This window comes from Micrococcus luteus (genome assembly GCF_022664405.1).
Classification (GTDB): domain Bacteria; phylum Actinomycetota; class Actinomycetes; order Actinomycetales; family Micrococcaceae; genus Micrococcus; species Micrococcus luteus.
This window is the reverse complement of the sequence record NZ_JAKRLB010000017.1, coordinates 49246-63118: the sequence shown is the minus strand read 5'-3', so window position 1 is coordinate 63118 and position 13873 is coordinate 49246. Positions and strand designations below refer to the sequence as shown.

14 protein-coding genes are annotated in these 13873 nt (G+C 74.1%); all 14 read right to left on the bottom strand.

The window, feature by feature from the left end; genetic code table 11:
• A partial coding sequence (locus tag MF605_RS08835) for a translation initiation factor IF-2 N-terminal domain-containing protein (RefSeq protein WP_242821268.1) occupies window positions 1-314 on the bottom strand: 314 nt, incomplete at its 3' end.
• Between the two features lie 191 nt (window positions 315-505).
• Complete coding sequence (locus tag MF605_RS08830) at window positions 506-805, bottom strand: YlxR family protein (protein WP_228070540.1); 300 nt, start codon at window positions 803-805, stop codon at window positions 506-508.
• Between the two features lie 84 nt (window positions 806-889).
• On the bottom strand, window positions 890-1876 hold the full coding sequence (gene nusA, locus MF605_RS08825) for a transcription termination factor NusA (protein WP_041104234.1): 987 nt from the start codon (window positions 1874-1876) through the stop codon (window positions 890-892).
• A 1-nt stretch (window position 1877) separates the two neighbouring features.
• Complete coding sequence (locus tag MF605_RS08820; RefSeq protein ID WP_041104232.1) at window positions 1878-2465, bottom strand: ribosome maturation factor RimP; 588 nt, start codon at window positions 2463-2465, stop codon at window positions 1878-1880.
• A 130-nt stretch (window positions 2466-2595) separates the two neighbouring features.
• Entirely contained in the window at window positions 2596-3345 is a 750-nt protein-coding gene (locus MF605_RS08815; RefSeq protein ID WP_186319884.1) for a sulfite exporter TauE/SafE family protein, read from the bottom strand.
• A 43-nt stretch (window positions 3346-3388) separates the two neighbouring features.
• Complete coding sequence (locus MF605_RS08810) at window positions 3389-5215, bottom strand: proline--tRNA ligase (RefSeq protein ID WP_041104230.1); 1827 nt, start codon at window positions 5213-5215, stop codon at window positions 3389-3391.
• 120 nt (window positions 5216-5335) lie between these two features.
• Window positions 5336-6268, bottom strand: coding sequence for a GNAT family N-acetyltransferase (locus MF605_RS08805; protein ID WP_041104228.1), 933 nt, complete (start codon window positions 6266-6268; stop codon window positions 5336-5338).
• The gene (gene ispG / locus MF605_RS08800) at window positions 6243-7427 is read right to left on the bottom strand and encodes a flavodoxin-dependent (E)-4-hydroxy-3-methylbut-2-enyl-diphosphate synthase (protein ID WP_061866731.1); all 1185 of its coding nucleotides are present in this window, start codon (window positions 7425-7427) and stop codon (window positions 6243-6245) included. The genes MF605_RS08805 and ispG overlap by 26 nt, the downstream gene beginning before the upstream one ends.
• Window positions 7428-7532: 105 nt before the next feature.
• The gene (locus MF605_RS08795) at window positions 7533-8900 is read right to left on the bottom strand and encodes a M50 family metallopeptidase (RefSeq protein ID WP_041104226.1); all 1368 of its coding nucleotides are present in this window, start codon (window positions 8898-8900) and stop codon (window positions 7533-7535) included.
• Window positions 8897-10132, bottom strand: a complete 1236-nt coding sequence (dxr, locus tag MF605_RS08790; RefSeq protein WP_166795261.1) for a 1-deoxy-D-xylulose-5-phosphate reductoisomerase — start codon at window positions 10130-10132, stop codon at window positions 8897-8899. Before dxr ends, MF605_RS08795 begins: the two co-directional genes overlap by 4 nt.
• A 139-nt stretch (window positions 10133-10271) precedes the next feature.
• Complete coding sequence (locus tag MF605_RS08785) at window positions 10272-11894, bottom strand: monocarboxylic acid transporter (RefSeq protein ID WP_134416520.1); 1623 nt, start codon at window positions 11892-11894, stop codon at window positions 10272-10274.
• Window positions 11891-12265 carry a DUF485 domain-containing protein gene (locus tag MF605_RS08780; protein ID WP_134416518.1) on the bottom strand — a complete coding sequence of 125 codons (375 nt, stop codon included), beginning with the start codon at window positions 12263-12265 and terminating at the stop codon, window positions 11891-11893. The genes MF605_RS08785 and MF605_RS08780 overlap by 4 nt, the downstream gene beginning before the upstream one ends.
• Window positions 12266-12466: 201 nt before the next feature.
• Window positions 12467-13345, bottom strand: a complete 879-nt coding sequence (locus MF605_RS08775; RefSeq protein WP_134416516.1) for an HpcH/HpaI aldolase/citrate lyase family protein — start codon at window positions 13343-13345, stop codon at window positions 12467-12469.
• The gene (locus tag MF605_RS08770; RefSeq protein ID WP_002855019.1) at window positions 13342-13872 is read right to left on the bottom strand and encodes a MaoC family dehydratase; all 531 of its coding nucleotides are present in this window, start codon (window positions 13870-13872) and stop codon (window positions 13342-13344) included. The genes MF605_RS08775 and MF605_RS08770 overlap by 4 nt, the downstream gene beginning before the upstream one ends.
• Window position 13873 lies beyond the last annotated feature (1 nt).

The window sequence follows — 13873 nt, the reverse complement described above, 5'->3', positions numbered from 1 at the left end:
GGGGTGCGGCCCGTGGCGGGACCGGGCACCGGGGCGCCGACGTCCGACGTGGGCGCCGCGGCGCGCGGCGACGGGGCGGCCGCCGGCTTCGGTGCGGCGGGACGGCCCGCGGCCGGGGCGGCGGGGGTGGAACCCGGCTTGGCGGCGGACTTGCCGGCACCCGGGTAGGCGTTGCGCAGCTTCTTGACCACCGGGGGCTCGATGGTGGACGAAGCCGAGCTGACGAACTCGCCGAGGTCCTTGAGCGTGCTCAAGGCCTCCTTCGAGGTGATGCCGAGCTCCTTGGCGAGCTCATGGACGCGGACCTTGGCCACGGTTCTCCTGTTCTGGCCCCACGGGCCGGAACGGAGCCGCTCGGGCTGTCCGTCTCAGCGCGTCCTGGGACCGTTGACGTTGCTCCAGGCCGTCGCGCGCGCCACCAGGGCACGCGCACCACGGCCTGCCTGATAGCAGGGGGTGAAGTTCATCGCTGGGCACTCATGCTTCAGTGCTCATCGGGTACGCATCAGATCTCTGACCCGCCTTCATCTGTCGGTCTGTCAGCCGGTGCCTCCGCAGTGCGGCCCAGCGCGTCGGCGTCGACGGCGGACCGGAAGGCCCGCCCGAACGCGCGGCGGCGCAGGGCGAGGTGGAGGCAGTCCTCACCGGGGTGCAGCCACGCACCCCGGCCTGGACGGCGTCGTTCCGGGTCCCAGACGACGGATGGGGGTTCCGTCGAGGAGTCCAGAGCGACGCGCACCAGCTCTTGCTGGTCCGCCCTCGATCGGCATCCGATGCAGGTGCGCACGACCGTCCGAGACGTCATGCGTTCACCCCTCACGGGCGTCGGATCGGGAAAGGACCTCATCCATCCTAGCGCGTCCGGGCCCGGATCTGTTCCCGGGGACGGTCAGCGGCCCGGGGCCGAGGTGGTGACCCCGTCGCCGACGATGTCGATCCGCCAGCCCGTGAGCTTGGCCGCGAGGCGGGCGTTCTGGCCCTCCTTGCCGATGGCCAGGGACAGCTGGTACTGCGGCACCACGGCGCGGGCCGAGTGCTGGTCCGCGTCGAGGATCTCCACCGAGACGGTCGTGGCGGGCGAGAGGGCGTTGGCGATCATCGCGGCGGGGTCGTCCACGTGGTCGACGATGTCGATCTTCTCGTCGTTGAGCTCCGTCATGACGGCGCGCACGCGGCTGCCCATCTCCCCGATGGAGGCGCCCTTGGCGTTCACCCCGGGGCGGGTGGCGCGCACGGCCATCTTGGTGCGGTGGCCGGCCTCGCGGGCCAGCGCCGTGATCTCGACCGAGCCGTCCGCGATCTCCGGGACCTCGAGCTCGAAGAGCTTGCGCACGAGGCCGGGGTGCGAGCGGGACACCGTGACGGACGGGCCCTTGGCGCCGCGCGTCGCGGAGACCACGTAGGCGCGGATCCGGCGGCCGTGGGCATAGTCCTCGCCGGGCACCTGCTCGGGCGGCGGGAGGACGGCCTCGAGGGTGCCGAGGTTCACCTGGACCATGTGGCGGTTCAGGCCCTGCTGGATGACGCCGGAGACGAGCTCGCCCTCCTTGTCCTTGAACTCGCCGAGGACCTTGTCGTCGTCCTCCTCGCGCATGCGCTGGATCATCACCTGGCGCGCCGTGGAGGCGGCCACCCGGCCGAAGCCGTTCGGGGTGTCGTCGAACTCGCCGATGGGCGTGTCGTCCTCGTCCAGCTCCGTGGCCCACACGGTGACGTGGCCGGTCGCGCGGTCGATCTCCACGCGGGCGCGCTTCAGGGCCCCCGGGGTGCGGTGGTACGCCATGAGCAGGGCCTGCTCGATGGTGGGGAGGAGGCGGTCCATCGGGATCTCCCGCTCCGCCTCCAGCATGCGCAGCGCGCTCATGTCGATGTCCAACTCATGCCTCCGTGTGCTCGGCCGTGTCCTCGCCCGCGGCGGCGTCGGCGTCGCCGGCCTGCTGAGCGGGGCTCCACTCTACCTGCACGATCGCCGGACCGAGGCGGTCGAGGGCGACCCGCTCGGCGGGCAGCTCCTTGGCCTTCATGCCCTTCTTGGCGGGCGGGCGCACCACGGCCAGCTCGACGTCGTCGGCCGTCACGTCCTTCAGACGGGCGGTCACGGGCGCGGCGCCGTCGACCGAGACCTCGACGAGACGGCCGACGTTGCGGGCGAAGTGGCGGGGCTCGGTGAGCGGGCGGTCCACGCCCGCGGTGGTGACCTCGAGCAGGTACTCCCCCGCGCCGACGCCGGGCACGTGGTCGCCCAGGGCGTCGAGGGCGGCGGAGACCCGGCCGGAGAGGCGGGCGACGTCGTCCAGGCTCAGACCCCGGGTGCCCGAGGCGCGGTCGAGGACCACCTCGACGGTGCGGTGCTCGGCGGTGCCCGTGGCGCGCACCTGCTCCACCACCACGTCGTCGGCCGCCAGGGCCTCCTCGACGCGGATGCGCAGCTCGGCGAGGTCGTCGCGGCGGTCGGTGCTGTCCATGGGGTGCCTCACTCGTCGGGTCGGGGCCGCCGCGCCACGCGGGCGGGGGCCGGGGTCGGGATCCGGGGCCGAGCCTACCGGCGGCCCACGGCGGGGCCGAGTGCTCCCGACCGGGGCGGACGGGGCGGGGTCAGCGCAGCAGCGGGGCGAGGGTGTCCGCGCCGACCTTGACGATGAGCGCGGCCACCACCATGAGGTACACCACGCGGATGAAGCCGGTGCCGCGGGCGATCGCCATGCGGGCCCCCACGTAGCCGCCCACGAGGTTGGCCGCGCCGAGCAGCAGCCCCAGGCCCAGCACCGCGTGCCCCGAGGGCACGAAGTACGCGAGCGCGCCGAGGTTGGTCGCGAGGTTGACCACCTTCGCCTGTGCCGAGGCGTGCAGGAAGTCGAACTTGAGCAGCAGGACCAGCCCCAGGATGAGGAACGTGCCCGTGCCGGGGCCGAGGACGCCGTCGTAGAAGCCCACCGCCGCGCCGAGCGCCACGGCCCGGGCCAGCGCGGTGCGCCGCCGCGGCCCCACGCCGGCGACCTGTCCGAGGCCCGGGCGCACGGCCGTGAACACGGCGACGGCGATCAACGCCACCAGGATCACGGGCCGGATCACGCCGGCCGGCAGATGCGCGGCGACCACGGCCCCGCCCAGGGCCGCCGCGAAGGCGACGGCGGCCATCGGCAGTGCGGTGGACAGGTCCTGCCGCAGGCGCCGACGGTAGGTGAGCGCCGACGTCGCCGTGCCGAACACCGAGCCGAGCTTGTTGGTGGCCAGGGCCTGGATCGGGCTCAGCCCGGGCACGAGCAGCAGGGCCGGCAGCTGCAGCAGGCCGCCCCCGCCCACGACGGCGTCGATCCAGCCCGCCGCGAAGCCCGCGGCGAGCACGAGGACGAGCAGTCCGGCGGTCAGCTCGACGGCGCCGAACCACTCAGCGCCCGTCGCGCACCTCCGCGAGCACGGCCGCGACGGCCCCGTCCACGGGCACGGGGCGGGCCTCACCGGTGGCACGGTCCTTGAGCTCGAGCTCGCCGTCGGCCAGGCCGCGGCCGATCACCACGGTGGTGGGCACGCCGATGAGCTCGGCGTCCTTGAACTTCACGCCCGGGCTGACCTTCGGACGGTCGTCCACGAGCACGGTCAGGCCCTCGGCCTCGAGGCCCGCGGCGAGCGTCTCGGCGGCGGCGAGGCCGTCCTCGCCCTTCGTGGCGACGACGACGTGCACGTCCGCCGGGGCCACGGCGCGCGGCCACGCCAGGCCCTTGTCGTCGTGGTAGCGCTCGGCGATCGCGGCGACGGCGCGCGTGATGCCGATGCCGTAGGAGCCCATGGTCACCACGACCTGCTTGCCGTGGACGTCGAGGACCTTCAGGTCGAGGGCCTCGGCGTACTTGCGGCCGAGCTGGAAGATGTGGCCCATCTCCATGCCGCGGCGGGTGTGCAGCGGACCGGAGCCGTCGGGGGCCTCGTCGCCCTCGCGCACCGCGGTGGCCTCGAGCACGCCGTCCCACGTGAAGTCGCGGCCGGCCACGAGGCCGAACACGTGGCGCTGATCCGCGTTCGCGCCGGTGATCCACGCGGTGCCGGGGGCGATGCGCGGGTCCACGAAGAAGGGCAGGCCCGAGACGGAGCCCTCCGCGCCGAGGACCGGCGTGCCCTCGACCGCGTCGGCCGCCGCGGGGCCGATGTAGCCCTTGACCAGGGCCGGATGCGCGGCCAGGTCCGCGGCGGTCGCGGCCTCGAGCGTGGGCTCGCCGACCACGCCGAGCGCCGGGCCCACGGAGGCCTCGAGACGCTTGAGGTCCACCTCACGGTCGCCGGGCACGCCCACGACGAACGGGCGGCGCTCGCCGCCGTCCACCACCGCGGTGACCACGACGCACTTGAGCGTGTCCGCGGCGGTCCACGGCTCGCCGTCGCGCGGGGCCAGCTGGTTGGCGACGTCCACGAGCGCGGCGATGGTGGTGGAGACCGGGGTGTCCTTGACCTCGGCGGCGGGCAGGGCCGCCATGGCCGCCTCGTCCAGCGGGGCGGGGGCCACCGTGGTGACGGCCTCGACGTTGGCGCGGTAGCCGCCGTCGGACTCGACGAAGGTGTCCTCGCCCACCTCGGTGGGGTGCAGGAACTCCTCGGAGCGGGAGCCGCCCATCGCACCGGAGGTGGCCCGCACCGGCACGACCTCGAGGCCGAGGCGGTCGAAGATCCGCAGGTAGGCGGCCCGGTGGGCCTCGTACGCGGCGTCCAGGCCGGCGTCGTCCACCGTGAAGGAGTAGGAGTCCTTCATGATGAACTCGCGCCCGCGCAGCAGGCCGGCGCGCGGGCGGGCCTCGTCCCGGTACTTGGTCTGGATCTGGTACAGGTACGCGGGCAGGTCCTTGTACGAGGAGTACAGGTCCTTCACCAGGAGCGTGAACATCTCCTCGTGCGTGGGGGCCAGGAGGTAGTCGTTGCCCCTGCGGTCCTGCAGGCGGAACAGCCCGTCGCCGTACTCCTCCCAGCGCCCCGTGGCCTCGTAGGGCTCCCGCGGCAGCAGCGCCGGGAAGTGCACCTCCTGGGCGCCGATCGCGTCCATCTCCTCGCGCACGATCCGCTCCACCTTGGCCAGCACCTTCAGGCCCAGCGGCAGCCACGAGTAGATGCCCGGGGCCGCGCGACGGATGTAGCCGGCACGGACGAGGAGCCTGTGGCTCGCCACCTCGGCCTCCGCCGGGTCGTCGCGCAGGGTGCGCAGGAACAGGGTGGACATGCGCAGGGGCATGGCGGGGCCTCCTCGGACGGGCTCGCGCGGTCGGGGGCGGCGCGCGGGACGGGACGACGCCGACACGGGGTGCCCGACGTCCTGACCGCCGATCCTATCGCCCGCGCAGGGTCCGCCGGGTCAGTACAGGACGGTCGCGAACGTGCCGCGCCGCTCGAACCCCACGCGCTCGTACGTGCGCAGCGCGGGGGTGTTGTACGCGTTGACGTAGAGGCTGACCACGGGAGCCTGGAGGCGCACGTAGTCCACGACGGCGGCCATCGCTGACACCGCCAGCCCTCGGCCGCGCGCGGCGGGGGCCATCCACACGCCCTGGATCTGGGCGCACCGGGAGGAGAGCAGCCCGATGTCCGCCTTGAAGCGCAGCGGGCCGCCCGCGTCGCGCGGGCCCGGGTCGATGAAGACGCGCCCGGCGTGGATCAGCCGCTCGACGCGGTCCCGGTACTGGGCCGCACCGCCGGTGAACGGGGAGAAGCCGAGCTCCTCCTCGAACATCGCCGCGCTGGCCGGCAGGACGCGCGCGAAGTCGCGTGGCTGCGCCTGCACCACGTACGGGTTCGGGTCGATCCCCCCGGCCGTGCCCAGCACGAGCAGCGGCTGGTTGGGGCGCACGGACCGGGACCGGTGGCCCGCGGCGGCGAGGGCCTCGCCGGCGGCCAGCACGGGACCGGCCGGGCCGTAGACCGACCCGTACCGGCGGCGCAGCGCGGCGGCCGCCGCGCCGAGCGCCTCCGCGTCGCCCGGCGCCCAGCCCGCGTCCGGGGCCTCGGACGCGGCGACCGGCACCACGTTCGAGCCGATCCAGACGGCCGCGCGCAGCGCGCCGGCGCCCGGGGCGTCGTCGTCGATCCCGAGGAACAGGGTGCCCGCCGCTCCCCCGCGCGGGCCGGCCAGGCGGCCCGCCTCGAGCAGGGAGTCCACGAACACGTTGGACACGGGGGCACGGGCGGACAGGGCCGCGAGCGCGGCGGTGTCCGCGTCGGTCAGCAGGCGGACGCGGTCACCCGTGGCGGCCCGGACCTCCCGGTCAGTGGACGGAGACCACCGGGGCACCGGCGGCAGCCTGGTCACCGCCGTCCTCCCCCAGGTCCATCTCACCGGCGATCCGGTTGGCCTCCTCGATGAGGGTCTCCACGATCTGGTCCTCGGGCACGGTGCGGATGACCTCGCCCTTGACGAAGATCTGGCCCTTGCCGTTGCCGGAGGCGACGCCGAGGTCGGCCTCGCGGGCCTCGCCCGGCCCGTTGACGACGCAGCCCATGACGGCCACCCGCAGCGGGACCTCGAGGTCCTGGAGGCCCTCGGTGACCTGCTCGGCCAGCGTGTACACGTCCACCTGGGCTCGGCCGCACGAGGGGCAGGAGACGATCTCGAGCTTGCGCTCGCGCAGGTTCAGGGACTGCAGGATCTGCAGGCCCACCTTGACCTCCTCGACCGGCGGCGCGGAGAGGGAGACGCGGATGGTGTCGCCGATGCCCTGGCCGAGCAGGTAGCCGAAGGCGGTGGCGGACTTGATGGTGCCCTGGAAGGCCGGACCGGCCTCGGTGACGCCGAGGTGCAGCGGCCAGTCACCCTGCTCGGCGAGCAGCTCGTAGGCGCGGGCCATGATCACCGGGTCGTTGTGCTTGACGGAGATCTTGAAGTCCTTGAAGCCGTGCTCCTCGAAGAGGGAGGCCTCCCAGACGGCGGACTCGACGAGGGCCTCCGGGGTGGCCTTGCCGTACTTCTGCAGCAGGCGCGGGTCCAGGGAGCCGGCGTTGACGCCGATGCGGAGGGAGGTGCCGTGGTCCGAGGCGGCCTGCGCGATCTCCTTGACCTTGTCGTCGAACTTCTTGATGTTGCCCGGGTTCACGCGCACGGCGCCGCAGCCGGCCTCGATCGCCGCGAACACGTACTTCGGCTGGAAGTGGATGTCCGCGATCACGGGGATGGTGGACTGCTGGGCGATGACCTTGAGGGCCTCGGCGTCCTTGTCCGTGGGGCAGGCCACGCGGACGATGTCGCAGCCGGCGGCCGTGAGCTCGGCGATCTGCTGCAGGGTCGCGCCGATGTCGTGCGTCTTGGTGGTGGTCATCGACTGCACCGAGACGGGGTGCTGCGAGCCGACGCCCACCGAGCCCACCTGGATCTGCCGGGTGGTGCGGCGCGGGGCCAGCACGGGCGGCGGGGCGGACGGCATTCCAAGGCTGACGGGCACGGGGGCGCTCCTCATGGGTTCTCGGGGTCGACGGCGCGGGGCCGCCGGGTTCTCCGGTCCATCCTAGGCGCGCGGGCGCCCCGGGGCTCGGGGCGACCGCCCACGGCGAACGGGCCGGGCTCAGAACAGCCGGACCGGCTCCACGATGTCCGCCACGATCAGGATGACGCCCATGAGCAGCATCGCCGCGCCCACCGCGTAGGTCAGCGGCAGCATGCGGGCCAGGTCGAACGGCCCCGGGTCGGGGCGGCCCGTGAGCCGGGCCCAGCCTCGGCGGACCGCCTCCCACAGGGCGCCGGCCACGTGGCCGCCGTCGAGCGGGAGCAGCGGGATGAGGTTGAACACCATGAGCGCCACGTTCACGCCCGCCAGCAGGGACAGCAGCAGGGCGGCCTTGTCCGTCAGCGTGGCCTGCTCGAGCGCCGCCGCCTCCCCGGCGATCCGTCCGACGCCCACCACGGACATCGGTCCGTCCGGGTCGCGCTCGGCCGGGGTCACCACGGCGACGGCGGTGTCCCACAGCCGCTGCGGCAGCACGAGGACGACGTCGACGACGCCCCGCACCTGCTGGGCCACGAGCGGGCCGGCGTCGAGCGGAGTGCCGCGGACCGTCTCGAGCTGCGCGCCCATGCCGATGAACCCGACCTCGTGGGTCGCGACGGTCCCGTCCGGGGCCCGCTCGGGCCGGCCCAGCGCGTCCGTCACGGGCCGTTCCGTCAGGCGCGGGGTCAGGGTGGCGCTCATCCGCTCGCCGTCGCGCTCCCACTCGATCCGGGTGGGCTGTCCGGCGCGGTCCCGGATCGCGGCGGAGAGGGCGTCCCAGTCGGAGACCGGCCGCCCGTCGAAGGCGAGCACGGTGTCCCCGGGGCGCAGTCCCGCCTCGTGGGCGGGCGCGGCGGGATCGCCCGGGCGGCAGTCCTCTGTCCCGCCCGAGGCGGCGCGGGCCTGCTGCTCCTGCATCGTGACCACGCACCGGTAGACCTCGGCGACGGTGGTGCTGGGCTGCGAGGTGCCCACCGTGGTGACCAGCAGGGCGGTGGCGCCCAGCGCGATGAGCAGGTTCATGAACGGCCCGCCGAGCATGATCACCACCCGCTTCCATACCGGCAGGGCGAGGAAGCGGCGGTGCTCGTCGCCGGGGCGGACCTCCTCGGCGGCCTGGGCCCGCGCGTCGTCGGCCATGCGGCCCAGCTGCTGGACGAAGCCCGTGGACGCCGCGCGGGGCGTCTGCCCGGGCCGCGGCGGGGGCAGCATCCCGATCATCGCGACGTAGCCGCCCAGCGGCACGGCCTTGAACCCGTACTCCGTCTCGCCGCGGCGCCACGAGACGAGCGTCGGGCCGAAGCCGATCATGTACTGCGTGACGCGCACGCCGAAGAGCTTGGCCGGGACGAGGTGGCCGATCTCGTGCAGGGCGATCGAGACCGCCAGGCCCAGCGCGACCGCGAGGACGCCCGCGACGTACCAGAGGATCTCCACGACGGTCACCAGCGGGCCCGCGCCGCACGGCGCGCCCAGGCCTCGGCGGCGAGCACGGCATCCACGGTGAGCCCCGTCGGCGCGGGGTCGTGGCCGGCCGCGGCGAGCACGTGCTCGGGGGCATAGTCGGCGACGACGGCGCGGACCGTGTCCACGATCCCGTCGAAGGGCAGGGCGCCGGCGTGGAAGGCGTCCACGGACTCCTCGTTGGCGGCGTTGAACACGGCCATGTGGGTGGGCGAGGCGGCCGCCGCCTCCTTCGCGGCCCGTACCGCGGGGAAGGCCTCCTCGTCGAGGGGCTCGAACGTCCAGGTGGCCGCCCGCGTCCAGTCGCCGGCCGGGGCCGCGCCCGGGAGACGGCGCGGCCAGCACAGCCCCAGGGCGATGGGCAGGCGCATGTCCGGCGGGGAGGCCTGGGCGAGCGTGGACCCGTCGACGAACTCGACCATCGAGTGGACCACGGACTGCGGGTGGACCACGACGTCGATCCGGTCCAGGGGCACGTCGAACAGCAGGTGGGCCTCGATCACCTCGAGGGCCTTGTTCACGAGGGAGGCGGAGTTGGTGGTGACGACGCGGCCCATGTCCCACGTGGGGTGTGCGAGGGCCTGGGCGGGCGTGACGGCGTGCAGGGCGGCGCGGTCCAGGCCGCGGAACGGCCCGCCCGAGGCCGTGAGCACGAGGCGGCGGACCTCGTCCGCCGTGCCCCCGCGCAGCGCCTGCGCGAGCGCGGAGTGCTCGGAGTCCACCGGCACGAGCTGGCCCGGGCGGGCGGCCGCCTTCACGAGGGCCCCGCCGACGATGAGCGACTCCTTGTTGGCCAGGGCCAGGCGGTGGCCGGCGTGCAGCGCGGCGAGGGTGGGCCGCAGGCCGATCGAGCCCGTGATCCCGTTGAGCACGGTGTCGGCGCCGGGCCACGCGGCGATCTGCTCGGCGGCGCACGGACCGGTGAACAGCACGGGTCGGGGGGCCGGGCGCCCGAGACGGGCGGCGGCGTCGGCGAGGGCGGCCCGCAGCTCCTCCTCCCCCGCCGCGGCGGAGCCCACCGCCTCGACCTCGAAGCGCACGGCCTGCTCGGCCAGCAGGGTCGTGTTCGCCCCGCCCGCGAGCGCGACGGCCCGGAGCCGGGCGGGGTCCTGGGCGATCACGTCGAGGCCCTGGGTGCCGATCGAGCCCGTGGAGCCGATCAGGGCGACGGCGCGCGGGGCGCCGTCGTCGTCCGCCGGGGCGGGGGCGGGCAGCGTGTAGTCGGTGAGGGATCCGTGCGTCACCCCGCCATGATGCCAGTCGGGCCTGGACACGGACGGGGGGCCGGCCGGACGGACACCGCACCGCGACGTCCCGCCCCGCCGACCCCCGTGGGGCCGGGTCAGCCGCGGATCAGTGCTGCACCGGCTTCTCGGCGCCGATGCCGGTGAGGGAGCGGACCTCCATCTCGGCCTGCTTGTCCGGGTCCTCGGCGCGCGACGAGGTCACCGAGCCGAGCCAGCCGAGGAAGAAGGCCAGCGGGATGGAGACGATGCCCGGGTTCTTCAGCGGGAACACCGCGAAGTCCGCGCCCGGGATCATCGAGGTCGGCGTCCCGGACATCACCGGGGACAGGACGATCAGGATGATCGCGGAGAGCAGTCCGCCGTACATCGACCACACCGCGCCGCGGGTGGTGAAGCGCCGCCAGAACAGGGAGTAGAGGATGGTCGGCAGGTTCGCCGAGGCCGCCACCGCGAAGGCGAGCGCCACGAGGAACGCCACGTTCTGGCCCTGGGCGGCGATGCCGCCGACGATCGCCAGGACGCCGATCACCACCACGGTGATCTTGCCGATCCGCACCTCCTCCTGCGGGGTGAGCGGGTGCTTGGCGATCACGGAGCCGTACACGTCGTGGGCGAAGGACGCCGCCGCCGTGATGGCCAGGCCCGCGACCACCGCGAGGATGGTGGCGAACGCGACCGCCGAGATCAGGCCCAGCAGGATGGAGCCGCCGAGCTCGAACGCCAGCAGCGGGGCCGCGGAGTTCTGCCCGCCGGGCGCGGCCAGGATGCGCTCGGGGCCGATCAGCGCGCCGGCGCCGTAGCCCAGCACGAGGGTGAACAGGTAGAACGCGCCGATGAGGACGATGGCCCACACCACGGACTTGCGCGCCTCCTTGGCGGTGGGCACCGTGTAGAACCGCATGAGCACGTGCGGCAGGCCGGCGGTGCCGAGCACGAGCGCGATGCCCAGGGACACGAAGTCGAGGCGGGTCAGCGCGCTGGCGCCGTACTGCAGGCCCGGCTCGAGGATCGCCTCGCCCTTCGGGTTCATCTCGACGGCGGCCCCCAGCAGGGCGTTGAAGTCGAAGCCGAACAGGGCCAGCGACCACACGGTCATGATCCCCGCGCCGGCGATCAGCAGGATCGCCTTGATGATCTGCACGTAGGTGGTGCCCTTCATGCCGCCGATCAGCACGTAGACGATCATCAGCACGCCCACGATCACGATCACGAGGGCCTGGCCGGCCCGGTCGTTGATGTTCAGCAGCAGGGACACCAGGCCGCCGGCGCCGGCCATCTGGGCCAGGAGGTAGAAGAGGCAGACGGCCATGGTGCCGAAGGCGGCGGCGATGCGCACGGGCTTCTGGCGCAGCCGGAAGGAGAGCACGTCCGCCATGGTGAACTTGCCGGTGTTGCGCAGCAGCTCGGCCACCAGCAGCAGGGCCACGAGCCACGCCACGAGGAAGCCGATCGAGTAGAGGAAGCCGTCGTAGCCGTAGAGGGCGATCGCGCCCACGATGCCCAGGAACGAGGCCGCGGAGAGGTAGTCACCCGCGATGGCCGTGCCGTTCTGGGTGCCGGAGAAGCCGCGGCCGCCGGCGTAGTAGTCGGCCGAGGACGCGTTCGTCTTGGACGCGCGGATCACGATCACGAGGGTGACCACCACGAAGGCGACGAAGATGCCGATGTTCACGGCGGGGTTGCCGACCGTCTGCGCGGCGGCCTGGAGCAGGGGGGTGAGCGCGCTCATCGCGTGGCCTCCGGGTTCTCGGGGGCGCCGGCCGCCTCGCGCTCGAGGCGCTCGCGCAGCGCCGTGGCGCGGGGGTCCAGGGTCCGGTTGGAGAAACGGACGTAGGCGAAGGTGATCAGGAACGTGGTGACGAACTGCAGCAGTCCGAGGACCAGGCCGAGGGTGATGTTGCCGCCGAGGCGGATCGCCATGAACTCGGGGAAGAACGCGCCGACGATCACGAACACCAGGTACCAGACGAAGAACGCCACGGTCATGGGGAAGGCGAAGGATCGGTGGGTGCGCCGGAGCTCGATGAACTCCTCGGACTGCTGAGCGGCGCGGAACTGCGCGGCCGTGGGGACCGGCGCCGTGGGCTCGCTGGATGACATGGGCCCTCCGGGGTGCGTGGGACGGATCAGTGTGAGACAGATCACTGTGATGACAACCACACTCTGGCGGTCGGAGGGGTGCGCCGTCAAGCGCACCCCTGGGCCGTGCGCCCCTGTGACAGCCCCGGGGCGCAGCCGTGCGGACACGGCCGCGCCCCGACGGCACGGAGCCGCCGGGGCACGGGGCCGCCGAGGAGCCGGTCAGGGACTCGCGGGCCGGGCCGCGTCCGCGCGGCGCAGGACCGCGCGGGCCTGGGCGAGGACCACCTCGTCGACCATCGTCCCGTCCAGCTCGAAGGCCCCGTGTCGGCCCTCGGCCGCGGCGAGGACGCGCCGGGCGCGCTCGACGGCCTCCGGGGCGGGCGTGTAGGCGGAGCGCACGACGGGCACCTGGCGCGGGTGCAGGCACACGGTCGCGGTGCAGCCCAGGGCGACGGCGTCCTCGGCCTCGGCGGCCAGCCCGGCCTCGTCGCCGAGGTCCAGGTGGACGGCGTCCCATGCGGCCGCGCCGTGGGCGGCCGCCGCCAGCAGCACCGTCGCGCGGGCGTGCTGGACCACGGAGCGGTAGGCGCCCTCGGGGGTACGGGAGGAGCTGCCGCCCATCGACGCCACGAGGTCCTCGGCGCCCCACATCAGCGCACCCACGTGCGGGTGGGCGGCCAGTTCGGCGGCGGCAAGGATCCCGGCCGCGGTCTCGCACAGGGCGACGACGCGGGTCTGCGGTCCGAGGGCGGCGACGACCCCGTCCACCTGCGCGGCGGACTCGGCCTTGGCGAGCATGAGCGTGCGCCAGCCCGTCCCGGCGAGCATGGCCAGGTCGGCGTCGTGGTCCGCGGTGCCCGCGGGGTTCACGCGCACCACCACGCGGTCCTCGTCCAGCGGGCCGCCGTCGACCCCGCCCGTCGCCCGCCCCGCCCAGGCCGCCGCGACGGCGTCCCGCGCGGCGGGCCGGGCCTCCGGGATGACGGCGTCCTCGAGGTCGAGGATCACCGCGTCCGCGCGTTCGAGCGCCGTGGCGTACCGCTCGGGGCGGTCCGCCGGGGTGAACATGACGGCCGGTCCGAGGGTCAGCGCGCTCATGCCCGCTCTCCCGTCCCTGCGGCGTCGGCGGCCTTCGCCTTGGCCTCCGCGTGCGCCTGCGCGGTCCACATCAGACAGGTGCGCTGGGCGCGGACGACGACGTCGCCGTGCTGGTTCTCCCCCGTCATCGCGAACGTGACGATCCGCTGCCCCGGCCGCGAGGAGGACTCGCGGATCGCGGTGACCTCGGAGCGCCCGTAGAGCGTGTCCCCGTGGAAGACCGGCTTCGGGAACGCGATCTCCCCCAGGCCGAGCTGGGCCACGAGCGTGCCCTGCGTGGTCTGCCCGACGGCGAGGCCCACCAGGGTGGACAGCGTCAGCATCGAGTTGACCAGCGGGCGGCCGAACGGCTGGGCCGCCGCGTACGCGTGGTCCAGGTGCAGGGCCTGCGGATTCATGGTGAGGGTGGTGAACAGCACGTTGTCCGCCTCGGTGAGCGTGCGGCCGGGCCGGTGCAGGTAGACCTGACCGACCGCCAGCTCGTCCGCGTAGCGGCCCCGCTGCTCGATCTCGACGCGTTCTGTCACG

Bases quoted from the DNA above. Each gene is read 5' to 3' on its own strand.
- MF605_RS08810 (WP_041104230.1), bottom strand. From the start codon at position 5,215: ATGCCCCTGCGCATGTCCACCCTGTTCCTGCGCACCCTGCGCGACGAC.
- MF605_RS08775 (WP_134416516.1), bottom strand. From the start codon at position 13,345: ATGAGCGCGCTGACCCTCGGACCGGCCGTCATGTTCACCCCGGCGGAC.
- MF605_RS08785 (WP_134416520.1), bottom strand. From the start codon at position 11,894: ATGAGCGCGCTCACCCCCCTGCTCCAGGCCGCCGCGCAGACGGTCGGC.
- MF605_RS08830 (WP_228070540.1), bottom strand. From the start codon at position 805: ATGACGTCTCGGACGGTCGTGCGCACCTGCATCGGATGCCGATCGAGG.
- MF605_RS08780 (WP_134416518.1), bottom strand. From the start codon at position 12,265: ATGTCATCCAGCGAGCCCACGGCGCCGGTCCCCACGGCCGCGCAGTTC.
- ispG (WP_061866731.1), bottom strand. From the start codon at position 7,427: ATGAGGAGCGCCCCCGTGCCCGTCAGCCTTGGAATGCCGTCCGCCCCG.
- MF605_RS08820 (WP_041104232.1), bottom strand. From the start codon at position 2,465: ATGGACAGCACCGACCGCCGCGACGACCTCGCCGAGCTGCGCATCCGC.